Below are 20,725 nucleotides of genomic sequence, written 5' to 3'. Positions count from 1 at the left end.
AGCAACCCGCCGGCCGGCTTGCCCGCGGCAGAATCGAAAACGCCCGGGCCAAATGGCCCGGGCGCTGTGCGGTCGCGATGCCGCGTCGTCTTAACGCTTGGAGAACTGCGGACGACGGCGAGCCTTGCGCAGACCCACTTTCTTGCGCTCGACTTCGCGAGCGTCGCGAGTCACGTAGCCGGCTTCGCGCAGCGGCTTGCGGAACTCTTCATTGTAGCTGATCAGCGCCCGGGTCAGACCGTGGCGGATCGCGCCGGCCTGGGCAGAGCCACCACCACCGGCGACAGTGATGTAGGCATCGAACTGCTCGCCGGTCTGGGTCAGCTCGAACGGCTGGCGCACCACCATCTGGGCGGTCACGCGGCCGAAGTATTCACCCAGCTCGCGGTTGTTGACGGTGATCTTGCCGGTGCCCGGCTTGAGGAATACGCGGGCCGTGGAGGTCTTGCGACGACCGGTACCGTAATACTGCTGTGACATGGCGAAATATCCTTTAGATGTTCAGTTCTTGCGGCTGCTGCGCGGCATGCGGATGCTCGGTACCGGCATAGACCTTGAGCTTGGAATACATGGCACGGCCCAGCGGCCCCTTCGGCAGCATGCCCTTGACGGCCGCCTCGATGACCCGCTCCGGCGCATGATCGATCATCTGCTCGAAGTTCATGGAACGCAGGCCACCCGGGTAGCCGGTGTGACGATAGTAGTTCTTCGCCTGGGCCTTGTTGCCGGTCACGCGGACCTTCTCGGCGTTGACCACGACGATGTAGTCGCCGGTGTCGACGTGCGGCGTGTATTCGGGCTTGTGCTTGCCACGCAGGCGGCGAGCGATTTCGGTGGCCAGGCGGCCGAGTGTCTTGTCCGCAGCGTCGACGACATACCAGTCGCGCTTGACGGACTGCGGCTTAGCACTGAACGTCTTCATGGATTGAATCACCAATTGATGTATTGGGCCTTGCGCCATCGGCGGTTGGCCATCCCTATTTTTCTTGGTTGTCGGCCCGTGATGAGCCGACAACGGTCGAGCGAGCGCGCATTGTACATGCTTCACTCGCCCAGGTTAAGGGGCCGCGTCACGGTTTGTGGGGCAGCGCCAGGTATTCCCGCGACTGCATCTCCTGCAGCCGGGAGAGGGTCCGCTCGAACTCGAAGGCCAGGCTGCCCTCGGGGTAGAGCGACGCCACCGGCACGGCCGCCGACATCAGCAGCTTGACGCCGCGATCGTAGAACTCGTCGACCAGATTGATGAAGCGCCGGGCCTGGTCGTCGCTGGCTCGCCCCATCTGCGGCACGTTGGCCATCAGCACGGTATGAAACTCGCGCGCCAGCTCGATGTAGTCGTTCTGGCTGCGCGGCCCGTCGCACAGGGTCGCGAACTCGAACCACACGACGCCTTCGTGCAGCCGCCGGGCCGTCAGCACGCGATGATTGATCTCGATCGGCACGTCGGCCTCCCCGTCCGTGCCGGCCACCTTGCGGAAGCTGCGTTCCAGCTGCCGATCCGCCGCGTCGTCCAGCGGCGAATGGAACAGGGGGACGTGTTCGAGCGCGCGCAGGCGATAGTCGACCCCGGCATCGACGTTCACCACCTTGCAGTGACGCTTGACCAGATCGATGGCCGGCAGGAAGCGCGCTCGCTGCAGGCCGTTCTTGTACAGGTCGTCGGGCACGATGTTGGAGGTCGCGACCAGCACCACGCCCTGGGCGAACAGCGCCTCGAGCAGGTTGGCCAGAATCATCGCGTCGGTGATGTCCTTGACGAAGAACTCGTCGAAGCAGATCACCCGGGCTTCCGCCGCGAACTTGGCGGCGATCAGCGTCAGCGGATTCTTCTCGCCGCGATAGTGGTCGAGCTCGTTGTGCACCCGCTGCATGAAGCGATGGAAATGGGTGCGCATCTTGTCCGGAAACGGCAGTGCCTCATAGAAGGTATCGACCAGGTAGGTCTTGCCGCGACCGACCCCGCCCCAGAAGTACAGCCCCTGAACCTCGGGCACGTCCGGCCGGCTCGGCACGCTCTCGCGCTTGCCGAACAGGCGGGCGACGCGCGACTTCAGGCCGCTGCCGGCGTCGGCGCCGCCCGGCGCCAGTTCGCGGCGCGGCGTGGCGACCAGGTCGTCGTACAGTCGCTGAAGATGGGCGACGGCCCGCTCCTGGGCGGCATCATGCTGAAAGCCCTCGCGCTGCAGGTCACTGCGATAGCGTTCGATGGGCGTGTGTGCGGCGGCCTGCCGGCCACCGGCGGAAGATGGCGTGATGGACGAGGTCATTGTCGTCGAACGGTCCTCGGCTGCGGTCAATGAGCCCGCTATTATACGCGCCGACGCCGAATGAATCATGGGCGACGCCATGCGTTGACCCGCGCGCGACCCTGCCCCGTATAATATTCTCGCCCGGGTACCACAGGACCGGACCCGGCCGGCCATGCCACCGGCATGGCAATCGCGAGCAATCAAGGGGAACGACGTGTATCAGAGCAACATCGATTGGATCCTGGCCATCGCCGGCTTCCTGGCCGGCGTGGGTGTCGGCGCGCTGGGCTATCACCTGCTCAACGCCAATGTCGCCCGCAACCAGAAGACCCGCCAGCGGCTGGCGGAGAGCGAGCTGGAACTCAGCCAGATGCGCGGCCACCTCAACGACCATCTGTCCCGCGCCGCCGACCTGGTGACCAACATCCAGCGCCAGAGTCAGGAGCTCGAACGCCAGCTGGCCCGCAGCGCCGAGCAGCTGAGCGACGATCCGGCGCTCAAGCGCCGTCTCGGCGGTGCCGACGGCGAGCCGGCCGAAAGCGACGCGGCAGAGGTCTCGACGACCCCGCGGGACTACGCGGACGGCAGTCACGGCACCCTGTCCGAGGACTTCGGCCTGCAGCGAGACGACGACACCGTCCGCAACGGCGAAACCCCGGTCCGCTACTGAGCGAACACGTCGGCACATGCCTCCCTTGCCCCGGCGCCCGGACGGGCGCCGCGGTTCTTCCACTCCGCGCCCGCCCCATCAGGCCGGATTGTCGATATCCACGAAACGGTGCTCGACGCCCAGCTCGGCGGCCAGCCATTCGCCCAGCGCCTGAACCCCGTAGCGCTCGGTGGCGTGATGGCCGGCGGCGAAATAGCTGATGCCCATCTCGCGCGCCATGTGGGTGGTACGCTCGGAAATCTCGCCGGAGATGAAGGCGTCCGCTCCCGCCTCACAGGCTCGAGCGATCATGTCCTGAGCGCCGCCGGTGCACCAGGCGACACGACGAATCGCCCGCTCGTGCCCCGGCACCGTCATCGGCTCACGCCCCAGCCGCGACGCCAGGTGCGTGCTCATCGCCCGGGTATCCAGCGCCTGCGGCGGCTCGCCCAGCCAGAGCAGCCCCTCGCCGAGTTCGCCATCGGCACAGCCGTCGACCCGGAACCCCAGACGCTCGGCCAGCTGCGCGTTGTTGCCCAGCTCGGGGTGGGCATCCAGCGGCAGGTGGTAGGCCAGCAGGTTGATGTCATGGGTCAGCAGCGTCGCCAGGCGCCGGCGCTTCATGCCGGTCACGGCCACCGGCTCGTTCTTCCAGAAGTAGCCGTGATGCACCAGCACCAGGTCGGCCTGCCAGGCCACCGCCTCGTCGAGCAACGCCTGGCAGGCGGTGACGCCGCTGAGTATGCGCCCCACCGACTCGCGCCCGGCGACCTGCAGGCCGTTCTCGGTGTAATCCTTGAAGCGCTCGGGCGCCAGCAGCCGGGTACAGGCGTTCACCACGCGATCACGTGCAACCATCACTCCTCCAGCATTCGATTCACGGCAGTGTTACAATTCGCTCATTGTAATGGCTGCCTCCACCGGCTTCGAGACGCCCGGTGTCCGCCCCCCGCATCCAAGGATCTTTCATGCGTCGCTTCGTGATGCCCCTGCTCTGGCCCGTCATCACCGGGATCCTGCTGGCCGTGGTGCTGCTCGACCAGTTCCCGCAGCTGCTCGGCAAGCCCGCCCCCGAGACGACCTCGCCGCCCGCCGCGACGGCGACGCCTGCCGCCGACACCGCGTCCCGGGCGGCGCCCCAGCTGCGCGAAGCCGCCCCCATGAAGCGCGGCGAAGGCCCGGTCAGCTACTCCAGCGCCGTCGCCGAGGCCGCCCCGGCGGTGGTCAACGTCTACTCGTCGCGCGTGGTCCAGCGCGAGCAGCATCCGCTGATGTCCGACCCCTTCTTCCGCCAGTTCTTCGGCAAGGACATGCCGCGCCGACAGCGCCTGCTCTCCAGCCTGGGCTCGGGGGTGATCGTCAGCGACGAGGGCTACATCCTGACCAACAACCACGTGATCCAGGGGGCCGACCAGATCCAGGTGGCCCTGCGCGACGGCCGCGAGACCCTGGCCACGCTGGTCGGCACCGACCCCGACAGCGACCTGGCCGTGCTGAAGATCGACCTCGACAACCTGCCGGTGATTCGCCTGGCCGACTCCGAGAAGATCGCCGTGGGCGATGTCAGCCTGGCCATCGGCAACCCCTTCGGGGTGGGCCAGACGGTCACCATGGGCATCATCAGCGCGACGGGGCGCAACCACCTGGGGCTGTCCGCCTACGAGGACTTCATCCAGACCGACGCGGCGATCAACCCCGGCAACTCCGGGGGCGCGCTGGTCAACGCCCGGGGCGCGCTGGTGGGCATCAACACGGCGATCTTCTCGCGCTCGGGCGGCTCGCAGGGCATCGGCTTCGCCATCCCCACCAACCTGGCACGCGAGATTCTCCGCCAGATCATCACCCACGGCCGGGTGATCCGCGGCTGGCTGGGCATCGAGGCCCAGGAAATCACCCCCAACCTGGCGACCTCGTTCGGCCTCAAGGCGGCCCAGGGGGTGGTGATTTCCAGCGTGCTGCCCAACGGCCCCGGCGACAAGGCCGGGCTGCAGCCCGGGGACATCATGACCGCCATCGACGGCAAGCCGATTCTCGACCCCCGCGTGGCCATGGCCGACATCGCCGAGATCAAGCCCGGCACGCAGCTGCCGGTGACGATCATCCGCGGCGGCGAGCGGCGCACGGTCACCATCGAGGTGGGGGAACGACCGATACCCAGCCAGAAGAACCCGTCGGGCTGACGGGCTGAGGCGCTGATGGAAAACGCCGCCACCGGCCGCCGATCGGCGAGCCGGTGGCACGCGGCGCCTAGTCGGCGTCGGGAATGCGGTTCTCGGCGGAGCGGGCGTGAGCGGTGAGCGACTCGCCACGGGCCAGCACCGAGGCGGTGCGCCCCAGAGTCGCCGCGCCCTCGGCGGAACAGTGGATCAGCGACGAGCGCTTCTGGAAGTCGTAGACTCCCAGCGGCGACGAGAAACGCGCCGTGCCCGAGGTGGGCAGCACGTGGTTGGGCCCGGCACAGTAGTCGCCCAGGGCTTCCGCGGTGTAGCGGCCCATGAAGATGGCACCGGCATGGCGCACCTGCGCCAGCAGGGCTTCCGGTTCGGCCACCGACAGCTCGAGATGCTCCGGGGCGATGCGATTGACCAGCGCCAGCGCCTCGTCGCGGTCACGACAGCGAATGAGCGCCCCTCGGGCCTGCAGCGACTGACGGATGATCGCATCGCGCTCCATGGTCGGCAGCAGGCGCTCGATCGCCGCCTCGACGGCCTCCAGATGAGCGTCGTCCCAGCTCACCAGGATCGCCTGGGCGTCCTCGTCGTGCTCGGCCTGGGAGAACAGGTCCATGGCCAGCCAATCGGGATCGGTGCCACCGTCCGAGACGACGAGGATCTCCGAGGGACCGGCGATCATGTCGATGCCCACCTGGCCGAAGACCGCCCGCTTGGCGGTGGCCACGTAGATGTTGCCGGGCCCGACGATCTTGTCGACCCGCGGCACGCTCTCGGTACCGTAGGCCAGCGCGGCCACGGCCTGGGCGCCGCCCAGGGTGAAGACCCTGTCGACGCCGGCCAGATGAGCGGCGGCCAGCACCAGCTCGTTGAGCACCCCGTCCGGGGTGGGTACCACCATGATGATCTCGTTCACGCCGGCGACATGCGCCGGGATCGCGTTCATCAGCACCGACGACGGATAGGCCGCCTTGCCGCCGGGCACATAGATGCCGGCCCGATCCAGCGGGGTGATCTTCTGCCCCAGCACGGTGCCGTCCGCCTCCGTGTACTGCCAGGACTCAGGCTTCTGGTGCTGGTGATACGCCCGGACCCGCTCGGCGGCATGGCGCAGCGCCTCGCGCTGCGCCTCGGGAAGCCCCTCATAGGCCTCGGCCAGGCGCTCGGCGGACAGCGTCAGCGACGCCATGCCATCGACCGAGAGTCGATCGAAGCGCGCGGTCAGCTCGACCAGCGCCGCATCGCCGCGGGCGCGGACAGCCTGGATGATCGACGCGACGCGCGCCTGGACCTCCGCGTCGGACACGCCTTCCCAGTCCAGCAGGGCGTCCAGCCGCGCCTCGAAATCCGCCTCGCGGGTATCGAGCCGGGACAGGGTGAAATTCGCTGTGGCACGCTCGGCCATCGGTGACACTCCTCTTCTCTGCTCGGCGTCAGCCGTTCGTCACTCGCCCGCCGGCGCGCCGCGACGCGTGGCGACCGCATCCCGCAACCGTCCGATCAATGGCTTGAGACGCGCGTGCTTCATGGTCATCGACGCCTTGTTGACCACCAGGCGCGTGCTGATGTCGGCGATCAGTTCACGCGGCTCCATGCCGTTGGCACGCAGCGTGTTGCCCGTGTCGACGATATCGACGATCTCGTCGGCCAGGTTCATCAGGGGCGCCAGTTCCATGGCCCCGTACAGCTTGATGACCTCGGCCTGGATGCCCTGCTCGGCATAGTAGCGACGCGCCACGTTGACGAACTTGGTCGCCACGCGGCGCCGCGCATGCACCGGCACCGCGCCGGTGATGCCCGCCGTCATCAACCGGCAGCCGGCGATCTCCAGGTCCAGGGGCTCGTACAACCCCTCGGCGCCATGCTCGAGCAGCACGTCCTTGCCCGCCACGCCCAGGTCGGCGGCACCCATCTGTACATAGGTGGGCACGTCCGTGGCACGGATCACCACCAGCTTGACGTCCTCGAGATTGGTATCGAACAGCAACTTGCGGCTCTTGCCCAGATCCTCGGCCGGCTCGATGCCGGCATCGGCCAGCAGCGGCAGGGTTTCCTCGAGTATGCGCCCCTTCGACAGGGCCAGAATCAATTGCTTCGACATTGCGACAACCGCGGTTGGTGGGTGCAGGTCAGCCGGCCACCGCCCCGGCACGCGCCGGGACGAGGCGACACCTCAGTGCCCGGGAACGCGACGGATCCGGGCCCCCAGTAGTTGAAGTTTTTCCTCGATGCATTCGTAGCCACGATCGATGTGATAGATGCGATCGACCAGGGTCTCGCCCTCGGCCACCATCGCCGCCACCACCAGGCTGGCCGAGGCCCGCAGGTCGGTGGCCATGACCGGCGCGCCGGACAGCGTGCCGACGCCGGAGACCACCGCCGTGTTGCCCTCCAGCGCGATGTCGGCGCCCATCCGCTTGAGCTCCTGCACGTGCATGAAGCGGTTCTCGAAGATCGTCTCGACGACCCGTCCCGTGCCCTCGGCGACACAGTTCAGGGCCACGAACTGGGCCTGCATGTCGGTGGGAAACGCGGGATAGGGCGCGGTCCGCACGCTCACCGCTCGCGGACGACGTCCACGCATGTCGAGCTCGATCCAGTCGTCGGCATGGCGCACCGTGGCACCGGCCTCCTCGAGCTTGGCGAGCACAGCCTCGAGGATGTCGGCACGGGTGTTGCGGACCCGCACATGCCCGCGGGTCGCGGCCGCCGCCACCAGGAAGGTGCCGGTCTCGATGCGGTCCGGCATCACGTCGTAGTGGCAGCCGTGCAGCCGCTCGACGCCCTCAACGGTGATGGTGTCGGTGCCGTGGCCGCGAATCCTCGCCCCCATGGCGATCAGGCATTCGGCCAGATCGACCACTTCCGGCTCGCGGGCGGCGTTTTCCAGCACCGTGACACCGTCGGCCAGCGCCGCCGCCATCAGCAGGTTCTCGGTACCGGTCACGGTCACGGTGTCGAAGAAGATGGTCGCGCCCTTCAGGCGCCCCCGGGTACGCGCCCGGATGTAGCCGCCCTCGACCCGGATGTCGGCGCCCATCGCCTTGAGCCCCTGGATATGCAGGTCGACCGGGCGCGTGCCGATCGCGCAGCCGCCCGGCAGCGACACGTCGGCGGCACCGAAGTGCGCCAGCAACGGGCCGAGCACCAGGATCGAGGCGCGCATCTTCTTGACCAGCTCGTAGGGCGCGTGACTGTCGCGCACCTGGGAACCGTCCAGCTGGATGGTCATCTTCTCGCCCATCACCGGCTCGACCCCCATGTGGCCGAGCAGCTCCAGCGTGGTGGTGATGTCCTGGAGGTGCGGCAGGTTGCCGATGGTGACCGGCTCGTCGGCGAGCAGCGTGGCCGCCAGGATCGGCAGGGCCGAGTTCTTGGCCCCGCTCGCCCAGACCTCGCCCTCGAGCGGCCCGTTACCGGTGATGATCAGCTTGTCCATGTGATCGTATCACTCGACCCGGGGGTTTTCGGGCGCCGACTGCCACTGGGTCGGCGTGTAGGTCTTGATGCTCACCGCATGCAGGGCGCCGCTGGCGATCTCGTCGGAAAGTGCCGAGTAGATCAGCTGCTGGCGCTTGACCGGCGACAGGCCGTCGAACACGTCGCCGACGGCGATGACCTGGAAATTGCAGCCTTCTCCCTGAATGAAGAATTCACATCCGTCGATGCGGGCTTCGAGCAAAGCCTTGACGTCACTGGGTTGCATGGGTCGCGGCGACTCCTATCGGCAATGAAGCACCCGCCGAACCGGTCGGCGGGTCATGAATCTCGTGAATCGCCCATGGTAATGAAAAGCGCCCCGAATGGCGATGGCGTCGGCCTGCCCGGGGTCTATTCGGCGGTCTCGAGGCGGGGCAGCAGCGGTTCGAGGCCGGCCATGGCGGTCAGCCGGGCCAGCGGCGCCGAAAGACACACCCCGGCCACCTCGAGCTGCCCCCGCCGGGCACAGCGCAGCCACTCCAGCATCACGCTGAGCGCGGCACTGCTGGCGCGATTGACGCCGGTCAGGTCGAAACGGACTCGAGCCCCGGCGGCCTGCGCGTCGAGCCATTCCCGGCCCTGGGCGGCCAGTGCCGTCGCCACGTCGAAGTCCGCCTCGCCGCTGGCCAGCAGCGTCATGTCGCGCACCTCGAGCCGCGCTCCGGCCTGCTCGAGCAGCAGGGTCACCCTTGGCTCCCCTTTTCCAGCTCGTCGGTGCCGACCTCCGGCGCCCAGTTGCTGATCACCGCGTCGTAGTCGTGGTTCTGGTCGCGCATCGCCTGGTCGAACTGGTTGCGGAAGGTCAGCCCCAGGTTGATGCCGTTGACGATCACGTTGACCACCTTCCACTGACCGTCATCGGTGCGGCGCAGGGTGTAGTTGACCGGGTAGACCTTGCCGTCGTCGGCGACCACTTCCATGTCGACGCTGGCCTGATCCTCGTAGCGGCCGGTGGTGCTGCCGACCACCCGTATATCGCGATAGTCGAAGGTCACCAGCCCCTTGGCATAGGTGTCGATCAGCGTCTGGCGGAAGGTCTTGGCGAAGCGCGAGCGCTGCTCGGGCGAGGCGCTGCGGAAATAGCGCCCCATCACGCTGGCGGCGATATAGTGGAAATCCGCCACGTCCCGCAGGCTGTCGTCGACCAGCGCCTCGAGCTCATTGGTGTGCTGAGTGTAGTAGTCCTTGCGCCCTTCGAGCTTGTCCATCAGCTGATTGACGCTGTTGCGGATCATCTGCTCGGGGTTCTGGGCCTCGGCCAGGGCAAGCTGACTGATCAGCAGCCCCCCCGTCAGCAGCAGCATGGCCAGCCAGCCGAAGGACCTCGGGTACCTTGCGATCGTCTTCATCGATAACCTCCCGTGACTCAGTTCTTCACCATGTTCGAGACAAACTGCTGAATCAGCTCTTCCAGCACCAGCGCCTGCTGGGTATCGCGGATGGTATCGCCATCCTTCAGGGTGTCCGGAGCCCCGCCGAGCGACAGGCCGACATACTGTTCGCCGAGCAGCCCGGCGGTCAGGATCGCCGCGGTGCTGTCACGGGGCAGCTGCCCCTCCAGCTTGCTGTCGATGGCCATGGTGACCCGGGCGTCGTACCACTTGGGGTCCAGCTCGATGCCGGTCACCTGACCGACTTCCACCCCCGAGACCGTCACCTTGGAGCGCACCTTGAGGCCGCCGATGTTGGCGAAATTGGCGTTCAGGGTGAAGGTGTCGCCCCCCACGCCGCTGCCCAGGCCGCTGACGCGCAGCCCCAGGAACACCAGCCCCAGAATGCCGGCCAGCATGAACAGGCCGACACCAAACTCCATCATCTTGCTGCGCTTCATCCGATCTCTCCAAACATCATCGCCGTCAGCACGAAATCCAGCCCCAGAATCGCCAGCGAGGAATACACCACCGTGCGCGTGGTCGCCCGCGAGATGCCTTCCGAGGTGGGAATCAGGTCATAGCCCTGGAACACGGCGATCCAGGTCACCACCATGGCGAACACCAGGCTCTTGATCAGCCCGTTGCCGATATCGGCGACGAAGCCCACGCTGCCCTGCATGTTGCTCCAGTAGGAGCCCTCGAACACGCCCAGCCACTCGACGCCCACCAGGTACCCCCCCCAGATGCCCACCACGCTGAAACCGATGGTCAGCAGCGGCAGCGACACGAAGCCGGCCCACAGTCGCGGGGCGATCACCCGGCGCAGCGGGTCGACACCGATCATTTCCATGCTGGTCAGCTGCTCGGTGGCCTTCATCAGCCCGATCTCGGCGGTCAGCGCGGAGCCCGCCCGCCCGGCGAACAGCAGCGCCGAGACCACCGGTGCCAGCTCACGCAGCAGCGACAGGGCCACCATCTGCCCCAGCGCGTCCTCGGCACCGAAGTCCACCAGAATGGTGTAGCCCTGCAGGGCCAGCACCATGCCGATGAACAGCCCCGACACCAGCACGATGGCCAGCGACATGACACCGACGAAGTGCATCTGGCGCAGCCACAGGCGAATGCCCTCGCGCGACGGAATGCCCAGGCAGGACAGCATCAGGAACAGGCCGGCCCGCCCCAGGGCATCGATCATGTCCAGCGTGCCGCGCCCCAGTGCCATGATCTGGCGCACCGGCTGACGGCGCGACGCCCCGCGGCGACGTGCGTGCTCATGACTCACGATGACGCCCTCCCCGTCATGATATCGGTGAAATAGTCCGGCGCCGGATAGTGGAAGGGCACCGGGCCGTCCGGCTCACCGTGGATGAACTGGCGAACGCGATCGTCCTGGTCGACGTTCAGGGTCGCGGGCGTGCCGTGGGCCATCACCTGACCATCGGAAATCACGTAGACGTAATCGGCGATCGACAGCGTCTCCTTGATGTCGTGCGACACCACCACCGCCGTCAGCCCCAGCGCCTGATTGACCGTCTTGATCAGCTGCACGAGCACCCCCATCGAGATGGGATCCTGGCCGACGAAGGGCTCGTCGTAGAGGATCAGCTCGGGGTCCAGCGCGATCGCCCGGGCCAGCGCCACCCGGCGCAGCATGCCGCCGGACAGCTCGGAGGGCATCAGGGCACGCGCCCCGCGCAGGCCCACGGCCTCCAGCTTCATGAGCACGATGTCGCGAATCATCGCTTCCGGCAGGTCGGTGTGCACCCGCAGCGGGAAGGCCACGTTCTCGTAGACGGACAGATCCGAAAACAGCGCCCCGCTCTGAAAGAGCATGCCCATGCGCCGGCGCAGCCGGAACAGCGTGCGGCGCGGCAGGCGATGAACATCCTGGCCGGCGATGCGCACCCGGCCGGCATCCGGATACAGCTGGCCGCCGATCAACTTGAGCAACGTGGTCTTGCCGGTACCACTGGGGCCCATGATCGCCGTGATCTTGCCGCGGGGGACCTGCAAGTCGAGGCCGCGAAAGATTTCCTTCTCGCCACGTGAGAAATGCAGCCCCTCCACATCGACGAGCAACGAATCGTCCATTGGCGCAACCTGATGAGCGGAAATTATCGAACATTGTATCCTAACTAATATTACTGTTGCCATACCCCACTGACGGCGCTTGCAAGCCCCCCGCGCAACCCGTTTAATGGGCGACCGTTCATCCGCGACGCCCGTATCGGGCGCCCATCTCCCGACCGGCACCCACGACGACGTCATGACCATCGATCCCCAGTTCGCCTTTCGTGACAGCGCCCGCCGCACCCTGCACATCGAACAGCAGGCCATCGCCGCGCTCGAGGGCAAGCTTTCGGACGACTTCGACACGGCCTGCCGCCTGATGCTGACCTGCCAGGGGCGCGTCGTGGTCACCGGCATGGGCAAGTCCGGCCATGTCGCTCGCAAGATCGCCGCCACCCTGGCCAGCACCGGTACGCCGGCCTTCTTCGTGCACCCCGGCGAGGCCAGCCACGGTGACCTGGGCATGATCACCCCGCGCGACGTGGTGCTCGCCCTGTCGAACTCCGGCGAGACGGCCGAGGTCACGGCCCTGCTGCCGCTGCTCAAGCGCATGGGAACCCCGCTGATCAGCATGACCGGCCGCCCCGGCTCCACGCTGGCCCGCTACGCTCAGGCGCACCTCGACGCCGGCGTGTCCCGCGAGGCCTGCCCCCTGGATCTCGCCCCCACCGCCTCGACCACCGCCGCCCTGGCGCTGGGCGACGCCCTGGCGGTGGCCCTGCTCGAGGCCCGCGGCTTCACCGCCGAGGACTTCGCCCTGTCGCACCCCGGCGGCAGCCTCGGCCGCCGACTGCTGCTCAAGGTCGAGGACCTCATGCACACCGGCGAGCGGCTGCCGCGCGTGACGCTGGGCAGCCCGCTGCGCGACGCCCTGCTGGAAATCACCCGCAAGGGGCTGGGCTTCACCTGTGTGGTCGATGCCGACGGCCGGCTCTGCGGGGTCTACACCGACGGCGACCTGCGCCGCACCCTCGATCAGCACGCCAACCTGCATGACCTGAGCGTCGATGCCGTCATGACGCGAGGCGGCAAGCGCATCCGCGCCGAGGTGCTGGCCGCCGAGGCCGTCAAGCTGATGGAGGACAATCGCATCACCGCCCTGGCGGTGGTCGATGCCGACGAGCGCCCGATCGGCGCCCTGCACATGCACGACCTGCTGGCCAGCGGCGTCATCTGAGCCGAGCCCTGCACCCCGCCCACCGACAGGAGGAGAACGCCATGGTTCTGGATCCGCGCCTCAATCACCCGCGCCTCGTGGAATGCGCCCGCCGCGTCAGGCTGCTGGCCCTCGACGTGGACGGCGTGATGACCGACGGGCGGCTGCACTTTCAGTCCGACGGCCAGGAGATCAAGAGCTTCCACACCCAGGACGGCCAGGGCATCAAGCTGCTGCGCCAGGCGGGCATCGAGATCGCCCTGATCACCGGGCGCACCTCGTCCATGGTCAGCCGCCGCGCCGCCGCACTGGGCATCGAGCACGTCTATCAGGGCAACGACGCCAAGCTCGACCTGCTGCGCCAGCTGCTCGACAAGCTGGGGCTGAGCTGGGAGCAGGCAGCCTACTGTGGCGACGACCTGCCCGATCTGGCCCCCATCCAGCGCGCCGGTCTGGGCATCAGCGTGCCCAACGCCCCGGACTACATCCGCCGCCACGCCGACTGGGTCACCGCCCGCAGCGGCGGGCACGGCGCGGTCCGCGAGATCTGCGACGGCCTGCTCGAACTGCAGGGACACTGGGCGTCGGTACTCGACACCTACCTCCACGGCCAGGGCTGACGCCATGACCCTGTCGCGCCGACGCCTCTCCACCCTGCTGCTGGTCCTGCTCCTGGTGGGCCTGGGCGGCGTGCTGACGCTCATCGACCAGCGCGATGTGGGCCTGCCCGGTCCGGTGCCGACCGGCGAGACCGGCGAGCCGGACTACTATCTGGAAAATGCCCGCCTGACCCGCTTCGATGCCACGGGCCGGGCCTACCAGCACCTGACCACCCCGCGCCTGGCGCACACCCCGGACGACGACATCACTCGCCTGGAAACGCCCCGAGCCCGGCTGGACGACAAGCAGGGCCGCACCTGGCTTGCCACCGCCGACAAGGGTAGGCTGGAGGCCGGCGGCAACCCGCTGGTGCTCGTCGGCGACGCCAGGCTGCAGGCTCCGGAAGAAGGCTGGCAGGTGGAAAGCGACGTGCTCCACTACGATGCCGACACCTACCACGCCTGGAGCGACAGCCGTGCCACGCTGCGCCAGCACCGGCAGCACGCCAGCGGCGACCGGCTCGACGCCTGGATCGACACCGGCCGCATGCGCCTGAACGGCGACGTTCAGGGCTTTCATCCGCCGATCAGCCCACAGGGAGGAACCTGATGCGCCCCTATCTTGCCGGCCTCGGCCTGACCGCACTGGCATTGTTCGCCCCCGGCGTCTCGGCGCTGGAAAGCGATGCCCGGCAACCCATCAACGTGGCGGCGGATCGCCTGGATCTCGATGATCGTGCCGGCACCGCCGTCTACACCGGCGACGTCAACCTGACCCAGGGCAGCATGGTGCTCGAGGCCGAACGCGTCGAGATCGAACGCAACGACCAGGGCGAGGTGACCCAGGTCACCGCCACCGGCGACAAGCAGCGCGCCTACCTGGAGCAGCGCCCCGCTCCCAAGGAGCCCCTGGTGAAGGGCTGGGGCAACACCGTCGTCTACCATGCCGGCGAGCGCCGGGTCGAGCTGATCGGCAACGCCGAGCTTCACAAGGCCCGGGACACCTTCAACGGCGCCTACGTCGAGTACTACCTCGACAGCCGCAAGGTCCAGGCCCGCTCCAGCGCGCAGGGCAGCGATGGCCAGCGGGTGCGCATGACCCTGACGCCCAAGTCGTCGCCGTGAACCCGCCGCTTCGAGGAATAGCATGAAGACCCTTGTCGCCCGCCATCTCGCCAAGAGCTACAAGAGCCGCCGTGTGGTCCAGGACATCAGCCTGACCATCGGCCAGGGCAGCATCGTCGGCCTGCTCGGCCCCAACGGAGCGGGCAAGACCACCTCGTTCTACATGATCGTCGGCCTGGTGCGTGCCGATGCCGGCGAGGTGGCGATCGACGACCTGGACCTGAGCCGTGCGCCCATGCACCAGCGTGCCCGCGCCGGCATCGGCTACCTACCCCAGGAAGCCTCGATCTTCCGCAAGCTGTCGGTGGCCGACAACATCATGGCCATTCTCGAGACCCGCCGGGACCTCGACAGGGCGGGCCGCCGGGCGCAGCTCGAGCAGCTGCTCGAGGAGTTCCATATCGGCCACATCCGCGACAATCCGGGCATGAGCCTGTCCGGCGGCGAGCGGCGTCGCGTGGAAATCGCCCGCTCGCTGGCCACCGAGCCGGCCTTCATCCTGCTCGACGAACCCTTCGCCGGCGTCGACCCCATCTCGGTGGGCGAGATCAAGAGCATCATCCGCCAGCTGCGCGACCGCGGCATCGGCATCCTGATCACCGATCACAACGTCCGCGAGACCCTGGACATCTGCGACAAGGCCTACATCGTCGGCGACGGCCAGATCATCGCCGAAGGCGGCGCCGAGGCGATCCTGGCCAGTGAAAAGGTCCGCGAGGTCTACCTGGGCCACGAATTCCGGCTCTAGCCCGCAGGGCGCACTGCGCCCGCCATCTTGTGGCACAGTTATTGCTTATTTACTTGCAAGGCAAGAGGGGCCGGGATACGGTATCCCCGAATCCGTCAGCGAAGTAGGCACGTCATGGCTATGAAACCCACGTTGCAGCTCCGGGTCGGCACGCAGCTGACCATGACGCCCCAGCTGCAGCAGGCCATCCAGTTGCTGCAGCTGTCGACGCTGGACCTCCGCCAGGAAATTCAGCAGGCGCTCGAGTCCAACCCCATGCTCGAGATGGAGGAGGAGTTCGGCGAGACCGCCGTCAGCGATGCGGCCGAGGACGACTGGAACCAGGACATCCCGGATGAGCTGGCCGTCGACAGCGACTGGTCCGACACCTATCAGGACATGGCTTCCGGCAGTCGCAGCGACGAGGGGCCGGATCTCGAACGCAATGCCGCCGGGGAAAGCCTTCAGGACCACCTCACCTGGCAGCTCGCCATGGCCGACCTGAACGAGCGCGAACGCATCATCGCCGAAACCCTGATCGACGCCGTCGACGCCGACGGCTACCTGGCCGCCCCCCTAGACAGTCTCGTCGACGGGCTGCGCGCCCAGGGCCTCGAGGGGCTGCGCGCCCCCGAGGTGGAAGCGGTACTGATGCGCCTTCAGCAGTTCGAGCCCACCGGCGTGCTGGCCCGCGACCTGCGCGAATGCCTGCTGCTGCAGCTCGGCGTCCTGCCCGACGACACGCCCCTGCTCCCTCAGGCCCGGCGACTGGTGCGGCAGTTCCTCGAGGCCCTGGCCGGCGACGACCGCAAGCTGCTCAAGCGCCGGCTGCGGCTCGATGACGACCAGCTCGACAGCGTGATCGCGCTGATCCGTACCCTCGATCCGCGTCCCGGCCAGGCCTTCGACGCCACCGGCAACGACTACGTGATTCCCGATCTGGTGGCACGCCACTCGCACGAAGGCTGGCGCATCGAGCTCAACCCCGAAGCCCTGCCCCGCCTGCGCATCCAGCCCGACTATGCCGCCCTGATTCGCCGCGCCGACAAGAGCGACGACAACACTTTCATGAAGCAGCACCTGCAGGAGGCGCGCTGGCTGATCAAGAGCCTCTCCAGCCGCAACGACACCCTGCTCAAGGTCGGGCGCGAGATCATGACCCGGCAACTGGACTTCCTCGACCACGGCGAGGAATCCATGAAGCCCCTGATCCTGGCCGACATCGCACAGGCGGTGGAAATGCACGAATCCACCATCTCGCGGGTGACCACCCAGAAGTTCATCCACACGCCACGCGGCGTCTTCGAGCTCAAGTACTTCTTCTCGAGCCATGTCGGCGGCGAGGGCGATGCGCATTCCAGCACCGCGATCCGCGCCCGGCTCAAGAAGCTGATCGGCGAGGAACCGCCCCGCAAGCCGCTCTCCGACAGCAAGCTGGTCGACCTGCTCGCCGCGGACGGCATCAAGGTGGCTCGCCGCACCGTCGCCAAGTATCGCGAGGCCATGGGGATCCCTTCCTCCAGCGAGCGCAAGCGACTAGCCTGAAGGGGCGCAGAAGCGTCCTGATCGACAGGGTCCGAACCATCTTCACGTCGGCCCTCTCACAGGGGTTTGCTAAGCTGCAAAAAGGGTTACAATCGAGCCACCACTCGCCGGAACAGGAGCGTGTCCATGCAAGCGAATATCACCGGCCATCATGTCGAACTGACAGATGCATTGCGTGACTACGTCAACGAGAAACTGACGCGTCTCGAGCGTCATTACGACAACATCACGACCGTTCAGGTAACCCTCTCGGTCGAGAAGGAACGCCACCAGGCTGCCTGCACCCTTCACGCCGCCGGTGCCGACTTGCATGCCGAAGCCGAGAATGGCGACATGTACGCCGCCATCGACGCTCTGGCCGACAAGCTCGATCGCCAGCTCGTCAAGCACAAGGAAAAGGCCCAGGCCCGCGCGCAAGGCGCCGGGGCCCGCTGACTCCGCCCATCATGACACTGGAAGCCATCCTGCCCCCCGAGCGCACGCTCTTCGCGGTGCCCGGGGGGAGCAAGAAGCGCGTGCTGGAATTCTTCAGCACCTTCATCGCGCAGAACACGCCGAGCCTGGACAGCCAGGAAGTCTTCAGCCGCCTGATCGGCCGCGAGCGGCTGGGCAGCACCGGGATCGGCAACGGCGTGGCGATCCCCCATGCGCGCAACCCTCACTGCAAGGCGCCGATCGCCGGCTTCCTCAAGCTGCAGGAACCCATCGACTTCGATGCCGTCGACGGCGAGCCGGTCGACCTGATCTTCGTGCTGCTGGTGCCCGAGGAAGCGGACGACACTCACCTCGCCCTGCTGGGCCAGGTGGCCGGCATCATGAACGACGCCGACATCCGCAGCCGTCTGCGTCACAGCGAAAGTCAGCGCGAGCTCTACGAGACCCTGCTCGACGCCATTCGCCGCCAGGAAGGCACATCCGGCGAGACGCTCGGCTAGTCGCGCTTCTCGTTCCACCGCCACCAGGAGAGCCGCCGCGATGCAGCTCGTGATCATCAGCGGTCGTTCCGGGTCCGGCAAGTCGATCGCCCTCCAGGCCCTCGAGGACCTGGGCTTCTATGCCATCGACAACCTGCCGGCCATGCTCCTCGACCCCCTGATCGATGAACTCCGACAGGACGACACCCGCCGCTCCAATATTGCCGTGAGCATCGATGCCCGCAACGTGCCCACCGCCCTCGAACGCTTTCCCGGGCTGCTGGAAACGCTGCGCGCCCGCGGCCTCGACTGCCAGGTGGTCTACCTGACCTCCGAGGACAAGATCCTGCTCGAGCGCTACTCGGCCACGCGGCGGCGCCACCCGCTGACCCGGGACAGCGAGATGACCCTCGCGGAAGCCGTCGAATCCGAGGAACAGGCACTGTCGGGCATCCGCGACCTCGCCGACCTCGTCATCGACACCTCGCAGCTGTCGGTGCACGAGCTGCGCGGGCGCATCGCCGAGCAGGTCGCCCATCACCGCAGCGGCCAGCTCACCCTGACCTTCGAGTCCTTCGGCTTCAAGCGCGGCGTGCCGCTCGACGCCGATATCGTCTTCGATGCCCGCTGCCTGCCCAACCCCTACTGGGACCCGCGGCTGCGCCAGTTCAACGGCCGCGACCCGGAAATCGTCGACTTCCTCGAAGGCTACCCGGAAGTCACCGCCATGCATGACGACATCCGCGCCTGGCTGGAGCGCTGGCTGCCGGCCTACCAAGCCAGCAACCGCAGCTACCTGACCGTGGCCGTCGGCTGCACCGGCGGCCAGCACCGCTCGGTCTATCTCACCGAACGTCTCGCCGCGATATTCGCCGGGCGCTATCAGGTACGGCTACGCCATCGGGAGCTGGGCATCAACACCGCCGTGGGGGCGTCCCGTGCCGAGCCGTGAACTGACCCTGACCAACAAGCGCGGCCTGCACGCCCGCGCCGCCACCAAGCTCGTCCAGTGCTGTCAGGGCTACGAAGCGCGGATCATCGTCCATCATCAGACCCGCTGCGGCGATGCCGCCAACATCATGTCGCTGCTGATGCTCGCCGCCCCCTGCGGCACCTGCCTGACCATCGAGGCGGAAGGCCCCCAGGCCGAGGAAGCCCTGGACGCCCTCCAGGCGCTCTTCGAGGCACGCTTCGACGAGGAGCAATGAACCGACGTCGTCGATACGCCGGGGCTGCCTGCCCCCGTTAAGGCAATGCTAAGATGGCGCCTGCCTGCCCACCCGGTCGAGGACGACAGACGCATGAGCCAGAATCCCGAACGCTTGCAGCCCCGCCTGGAACGACTCAACGAGGCACTGGAAAGCGGCGCCCTCGACCAGGCCCGGCGCATGCTCAATCGCGGCCTGGCGCCCGTCGATGTGGCCCACCTGCTGGAATCCACCCCGCCGCGAGAGCGCGAGGTCCTCTGGGAACTGGTCGACCCGGAACTGCAGGGCGAGGTGCTGCAGTATCTCAACGACGACCTACAGACCCTGTTCCTCAACCGGATGAACGCCCAGCAGCTGGTCTCGGCCACCGAGGGGCTGGACGTCGACGACCTGGCCGACCTGCTGCAGCGGCTGCCCAACACCGTCACGCTCGAGGTGCTGGCCTCGATGGAGGCGCAGGAACGCCAGCGTCTCGAGACGGTGCTCGCCTACCCGGAGGACACCGCCGGCGGGCTGATGAACACCGATGCGGTGACCATCCGCCCGGACATCACCCTCGACGTCGTGCTGCGCTACCTGCGCCGCCACGAGCGCCTGCCCGACACCACCGACAGCCTGCTGGTGGTCACCCGCGGCGACAAGCTGATCGGCAGCCTGCCGATCGAGCGCCTGCTGGTCTCGGATACCACCATGCTGGTCCGCGAACTGATGGATACCGAAGGCGTCAGCATTCCCGCCATGACCCCCGATGCTGAGGTCGCCAAGCTGTTCGAGAAGTTCGACCTGGTCTCGGCACCGGTGGTCGGTACCGACGGCCACCTGCTGGGACGGATCACCATCGACGACGTGGTGGACGTCATCCGCGAGAACGCCGAGCATCAGGTGATGAGCATGGCCGGCCTGGACGAGGAGGAAGACACCTTCGCGCCCGCCTGGCGCACCAGCCGTCGTCGCGCGGTGTGGCTGGGCATCAACCTGCTCACCGCCTTCCTGGCGGCCGCGGTGATCGGCCTGTTCGAAGGCACCATTCAGCGCATCACCGCCTTGGCGGTGTTGATGCCGATCGTGGCCAGCATGGGTGGCATCGCCGGCTCGCAGACGCTGACCGTGCTGATCCGCGGCATCGCCCTGGGCCACGTCGGCGGCGGCAACGTCAAGTGGCTGCTCAACCGCGAGCTGGTGGTGGGCCTGCTCAACGGCCTTCTGTGGGCGCTGGTCATCGCCGCCATCGCCGTACTGTGGTTCGGCGACCCGGCACTGGGCGTCATCATCGCGGCGGCGATCGTCATCAATCTGCTGATCGCCGCCCTGGTCGGCACCCTGCTGCCGGTGGTGCTCAAGAAGCTCAACATCGACCCGGCCCTGTCGGGCAGCGTGATTCTCACCACGGTGACCGACGTGGTGGGATTCATGGCCTTTCTGGGCCTGGCGACCCTGTTCTACCTCTGAGCCACCGGGC

Annotated in this window: 26 protein-coding genes; 13 read left to right on the top strand and 13 right to left on the bottom strand. The window is 67.4% G+C overall.

Annotation, left to right across the window (positions count from 1 at the left end):
- Positions 1 to 90: 90 nt before the first annotated feature.
- The 3 genes from rpsI to zapE form a co-directional block, all read right to left on the bottom strand.
- Positions 91 to 480 carry a 30S ribosomal protein S9 gene (gene rpsI, locus KGQ91_RS10705; RefSeq protein WP_224415155.1) on the bottom strand — a complete coding sequence of 130 codons (390 nt, stop codon included), beginning with the start codon at positions 478 to 480 and terminating at the stop codon, positions 91 to 93.
- 13 nt (positions 481 to 493) lie between these two features.
- Entirely contained in the window at positions 494 to 922 is a 429-nt protein-coding gene (gene rplM / locus KGQ91_RS10700; RefSeq protein ID WP_163649866.1) for a 50S ribosomal protein L13, read from the bottom strand.
- 148 nt (positions 923 to 1,070) lie between these two features.
- Positions 1,071 to 2,267, bottom strand: a complete 1,197-nt coding sequence (gene zapE, locus KGQ91_RS10695; RefSeq protein ID WP_224420970.1) for a cell division protein ZapE — start codon at positions 2,265 to 2,267, stop codon at positions 1,071 to 1,073.
- A 196-nt stretch (positions 2,268 to 2,463) separates the two neighbouring features.
- Here zapE and KGQ91_RS10690 point away from each other — a divergent pair, with 196 nt between their 5' ends.
- Positions 2,464 to 2,919 carry a Z-ring associated ZapG family protein gene (locus tag KGQ91_RS10690; RefSeq protein WP_163649868.1) on the top strand — a complete coding sequence of 152 codons (456 nt, stop codon included), beginning with the start codon at positions 2,464 to 2,466 and terminating at the stop codon, positions 2,917 to 2,919.
- A 78-nt stretch (positions 2,920 to 2,997) separates the two neighbouring features.
- Here KGQ91_RS10690 and KGQ91_RS10685 read toward each other — a convergent pair whose 3' ends face one another.
- The gene (locus KGQ91_RS10685; RefSeq protein ID WP_224415157.1) at positions 2,998 to 3,756 is read right to left on the bottom strand and encodes a Nif3-like dinuclear metal center hexameric protein; all 759 of its coding nucleotides are present in this window, start codon (positions 3,754 to 3,756) and stop codon (positions 2,998 to 3,000) included.
- 110 nt (positions 3,757 to 3,866) lie between these two features.
- Between KGQ91_RS10685 and KGQ91_RS10680 the strand changes: the two genes are divergently transcribed.
- Positions 3,867 to 5,078, top strand: coding sequence for a S1C family serine protease (locus tag KGQ91_RS10680; RefSeq protein WP_224420969.1), 1,212 nt, complete (start codon positions 3,867 to 3,869; stop codon positions 5,076 to 5,078).
- Positions 5,079 to 5,145: 67 nt separating this feature from the next.
- On the opposite strand, the gene hisD is transcribed toward KGQ91_RS10680, so the two are convergent.
- The 9 genes from hisD to KGQ91_RS10635 form a co-directional block, all read right to left on the bottom strand.
- Positions 5,146 to 6,474, bottom strand: coding sequence for a histidinol dehydrogenase (gene hisD / locus KGQ91_RS10675; RefSeq protein ID WP_224420968.1), 1,329 nt, complete (start codon positions 6,472 to 6,474; stop codon positions 5,146 to 5,148).
- 39 nt (positions 6,475 to 6,513) lie between these two features.
- Positions 6,514 to 7,170, bottom strand: a complete 657-nt coding sequence (gene hisG / locus KGQ91_RS10670) for an ATP phosphoribosyltransferase (protein WP_224420967.1) — start codon at positions 7,168 to 7,170, stop codon at positions 6,514 to 6,516.
- Between the two features lie 72 nt (positions 7,171 to 7,242).
- Complete coding sequence (gene murA, locus KGQ91_RS10665; RefSeq protein ID WP_163649873.1) at positions 7,243 to 8,508, bottom strand: UDP-N-acetylglucosamine 1-carboxyvinyltransferase; 1,266 nt, start codon at positions 8,506 to 8,508, stop codon at positions 7,243 to 7,245.
- 9 nt (positions 8,509 to 8,517) lie between these two features.
- Positions 8,518 to 8,775 carry a BolA family protein gene (locus KGQ91_RS10660; RefSeq protein WP_163649874.1) on the bottom strand — a complete coding sequence of 86 codons (258 nt, stop codon included), beginning with the start codon at positions 8,773 to 8,775 and terminating at the stop codon, positions 8,518 to 8,520.
- A gap of 125 nt (positions 8,776 to 8,900) precedes the next feature.
- Positions 8,901 to 9,236: an STAS domain-containing protein gene (locus tag KGQ91_RS10655; RefSeq protein WP_224420966.1), complete on the bottom strand. Its 336-nt coding sequence runs from the start codon at positions 9,234 to 9,236 to the stop codon at positions 8,901 to 8,903.
- Complete coding sequence (locus KGQ91_RS10650; protein WP_377173048.1) at positions 9,233 to 9,853, bottom strand: MlaC/ttg2D family ABC transporter substrate-binding protein; 621 nt, start codon at positions 9,851 to 9,853, stop codon at positions 9,233 to 9,235. Before KGQ91_RS10650 ends, KGQ91_RS10655 begins: the two co-directional genes overlap by 4 nt.
- Before the next feature lie 62 nt (positions 9,854 to 9,915).
- Positions 9,916 to 10,380: an outer membrane lipid asymmetry maintenance protein MlaD gene (mlaD, locus tag KGQ91_RS10645; protein WP_163649877.1), complete on the bottom strand. Its 465-nt coding sequence runs from the start codon at positions 10,378 to 10,380 to the stop codon at positions 9,916 to 9,918.
- Positions 10,377 to 11,144, bottom strand: a complete 768-nt coding sequence (mlaE, locus tag KGQ91_RS10640) for a lipid asymmetry maintenance ABC transporter permease subunit MlaE (RefSeq protein ID WP_163649963.1) — start codon at positions 11,142 to 11,144, stop codon at positions 10,377 to 10,379. Before mlaE ends, mlaD begins: the two co-directional genes overlap by 4 nt.
- A 56-nt stretch (positions 11,145 to 11,200) precedes the next feature.
- On the bottom strand, positions 11,201 to 12,013 hold the full coding sequence (locus KGQ91_RS10635) for an ABC transporter ATP-binding protein (protein ID WP_163649878.1): 813 nt from the start codon (positions 12,011 to 12,013) through the stop codon (positions 11,201 to 11,203).
- Positions 12,014 to 12,188: 175 nt separating this feature from the next.
- Here KGQ91_RS10635 and KGQ91_RS10630 point away from each other — a divergent pair, with 175 nt between their 5' ends.
- From KGQ91_RS10630 to mgtE, 11 genes are all read left to right on the top strand, one after another.
- Positions 12,189 to 13,169, top strand: a complete 981-nt coding sequence (locus KGQ91_RS10630) for a KpsF/GutQ family sugar-phosphate isomerase (RefSeq protein ID WP_224420965.1) — start codon at positions 12,189 to 12,191, stop codon at positions 13,167 to 13,169.
- A 41-nt stretch (positions 13,170 to 13,210) separates the two neighbouring features.
- A complete protein-coding gene (locus KGQ91_RS10625) occupies positions 13,211 to 13,768 on the top strand; it encodes a KdsC family phosphatase (protein WP_163649880.1) in 558 nt (185 codons plus the stop codon).
- A gap of 4 nt (positions 13,769 to 13,772) precedes the next feature.
- Positions 13,773 to 14,357: an LPS export ABC transporter periplasmic protein LptC gene (gene lptC, locus KGQ91_RS10620; protein WP_224415168.1), complete on the top strand. Its 585-nt coding sequence runs from the start codon at positions 13,773 to 13,775 to the stop codon at positions 14,355 to 14,357.
- Complete coding sequence (lptA, locus tag KGQ91_RS10615; protein ID WP_163649882.1) at positions 14,357 to 14,872, top strand: lipopolysaccharide transport periplasmic protein LptA; 516 nt, start codon at positions 14,357 to 14,359, stop codon at positions 14,870 to 14,872. Before lptC ends, lptA begins: the two co-directional genes overlap by 1 nt.
- Before the next feature lie 22 nt (positions 14,873 to 14,894).
- Entirely contained in the window at positions 14,895 to 15,620 is a 726-nt protein-coding gene (gene lptB / locus KGQ91_RS10610) for an LPS export ABC transporter ATP-binding protein (protein WP_163649883.1), read from the top strand.
- A 114-nt stretch (positions 15,621 to 15,734) separates the two neighbouring features.
- Positions 15,735 to 17,144, top strand: coding sequence for an RNA polymerase factor sigma-54 (locus KGQ91_RS10605; RefSeq protein ID WP_224415169.1), 1,410 nt, complete (start codon positions 15,735 to 15,737; stop codon positions 17,142 to 17,144).
- A gap of 126 nt (positions 17,145 to 17,270) precedes the next feature.
- A complete protein-coding gene (gene hpf / locus KGQ91_RS10600; protein ID WP_224415170.1) occupies positions 17,271 to 17,579 on the top strand; it encodes a ribosome hibernation-promoting factor, HPF/YfiA family in 309 nt (102 codons plus the stop codon).
- Between the two features lie 11 nt (positions 17,580 to 17,590).
- A complete protein-coding gene (gene ptsN / locus KGQ91_RS10595) occupies positions 17,591 to 18,079 on the top strand; it encodes a PTS IIA-like nitrogen regulatory protein PtsN (protein WP_224415171.1) in 489 nt (162 codons plus the stop codon).
- Positions 18,080 to 18,119: 40 nt separating this feature from the next.
- Positions 18,120 to 19,010, top strand: coding sequence for an RNase adapter RapZ (gene rapZ / locus KGQ91_RS10590; RefSeq protein WP_224415172.1), 891 nt, complete (start codon positions 18,120 to 18,122; stop codon positions 19,008 to 19,010).
- Positions 18,997 to 19,266 (top strand): HPr family phosphocarrier protein, encoded by a 270-nt coding sequence (locus KGQ91_RS10585; RefSeq protein ID WP_224415173.1) that lies wholly within the window; start codon positions 18,997 to 18,999, stop codon positions 19,264 to 19,266. Before rapZ ends, KGQ91_RS10585 begins: the two co-directional genes overlap by 14 nt.
- A gap of 93 nt (positions 19,267 to 19,359) precedes the next feature.
- Positions 19,360 to 20,715 (top strand): magnesium transporter, encoded by a 1,356-nt coding sequence (gene mgtE, locus KGQ91_RS10580; protein WP_224415174.1) that lies wholly within the window; start codon positions 19,360 to 19,362, stop codon positions 20,713 to 20,715.
- Positions 20,716 to 20,725 lie beyond the last annotated feature (10 nt).

This window comes from Modicisalibacter tunisiensis, from assembly GCF_020148005.1.
In the GTDB taxonomy this organism is placed as follows: domain Bacteria; phylum Pseudomonadota; class Gammaproteobacteria; order Pseudomonadales; family Halomonadaceae; genus Modicisalibacter; species Modicisalibacter tunisiensis.
This window is presented reverse-complemented; position numbering and strand designations above follow the sequence as displayed.